Annotated in this window: 2 protein-coding genes; both read right to left on the minus strand. The window is 64.2% G+C overall.

Annotated elements, in window-relative coordinates; translation table 11 throughout:
- Positions 1 to 161: 161 nt before the first annotated feature.
- A complete protein-coding gene (locus ACFC25_RS22665; protein WP_376049348.1) occupies positions 162 to 311 on the minus strand; it encodes a hypothetical protein in 150 nt (49 codons plus the stop codon).
- Between the two features lie 186 nt (positions 312 to 497).
- The gene (locus ACFC25_RS22670; RefSeq protein ID WP_376049350.1) at positions 498 to 1,478 is read right to left on the minus strand and encodes a DUF4192 family protein; all 981 of its coding nucleotides are present in this window, start codon (positions 1,476 to 1,478) and stop codon (positions 498 to 500) included.
- Positions 1,479 to 1,569: the final 91 nt, after the last annotated feature.

Raw genomic sequence — 1,569 nt, forward strand, 5'->3', positions numbered from 1 at the left:
CCCAAATGGGACGGGGACTTCTTCGAAGGGCCGGTCCTTGGCCGCTAAAGTGGGACCCGCACATTAAGGAGTCCAACTTTTGGGGACCAGTTCATAGTGCCGGCTCTTCATGCTTCCTCTGCAAGGGAATCTATAGGCTCAGCAGCTTCGCTGCGTCGGGCTTAGAAGTCGTGGTGTTCTTGGGCGTGCGCCGTGTCCAATGGGCCGGTCTTTTCGCCGGCCGTGAGAAGCTGCAGCTCGATGATGTCCTCGGCCAGGCTCGCGTCAGCGGCAGGCCTGTCGTCGTCGGTCAAGATGTATTCGGTTCCCACGGCGTCCCTCCCGTTTGTGGCGTCTTTGCCCACTGTAGTCCGGGATCCTGCATGCTGACTGGGTGTGTGGCTGCGCCCGCGTCAGCGTGACTCGGCGGCCGGAGGAGCCCCAGCGGGGGAGGCCGCCCCGCCACCGGGAAGCCGGGACGGATACCTCGAAGGTGATCCGTCCCGGCCTCGGCTGTCCTAGATTAGGCGGCGCTGGTAGGCAGCGCCCTCGTCGCGGGCGACGTCTGCGACGGCTCCGCGGTTGATGAGTTCGCGCAGCAGCACGGCGAGCCGGAAGTCCGAAACGTCCTCGGTGGCCAGTTTCAGGTAGCGGTCCGCCTGGGTTCCGTGGCCTTTGAGCCATTCCAGCCAAGCCATCAGGGCCAGCATGGGGGCGCGCTGCCCGGTGGGTACGACCTTCATCAGCTCGAAGGCAATGGCCTCCGCCCGGTCCACTCGCGTCCAGTCGGGGCGGGCGGTGAACTTGCCGGTCAGGGTGTCACCGAAGTTGCCGTTATGCGTGGTGATGGTGTCCCGAAACAGGTAGTCACGGATGTGGCGGTGCTGGAATGCTGCCGCCAGCTGGCGGGCCGTTTCCTTGTCCGGCGTACCTTCCCCGTCCAGCACGGTCGCCCATGTAGCGCAGGCGGCGTCCAGGTCCTCGTCCGTACCTTCCGGCGCCTGCACCGGAAGCGCCCACGTGCCCAGCAGTTCCGGGTTGTAGACGTCGATACCGGGGGCGGATCCGAAATAGGTCAAGGTGGCGTTCGCGTTGCTGTCGCGGATTTCATCCAGTGAGTTCTTCTCCGTGGTGCCGTAGGTTGCCCAGTAGGTGCCCGTCACCAAGAAGACTTTCTTTACGGGCATCCGCGCAGTGGCCAGCTCCGTGCTGAGTGCGAGCACGTGAGCGGCGTAGGGGGAGCCGTAGGCCGGTTTCTCGTCGGTATAAACGATCACGAAGCTGCCCGTGGCCTTCTCGTCGTTGGCGGCGTAGGTCGCCATCATTTGGGCGTAATCCAGTGGTGCGGCCTTCGCCGGTGCGTCCATGCGCAGGGTTGCCCCAAGGGTGCCGAAGCGTGACGTCAGCACGACAAACGACTCCTTGGGCTGGTTACCCAGCAGATGCGGGACGGCGGCGAGAAGGTCAGCGGAACCGGAGATGGTCAGTTTTTCAGTCATGGTTTTGTCCTTGCAGAGACGTGAGGGGTGTGGGGCGGCTTAGGTGACCGGCCAGCTCCCCTTCTCCCCCCGTTGTTTTTTGGCTGCTGGC

This window comes from Pseudarthrobacter sp. NPDC055928, from assembly GCF_042270935.1.
Lineage (GTDB): Bacteria > Actinomycetota > Actinomycetes > Actinomycetales > Micrococcaceae > Arthrobacter.

What these genes read in the sequence shown, in the direction of transcription:
- ACFC25_RS22670 (WP_376049350.1), bottom strand. Translation starts at nt 1,478, where the DNA reads ATGACTGAAAAACTGACCATCTCCGGTTCCGCTGACCTTCTCGCCGCC.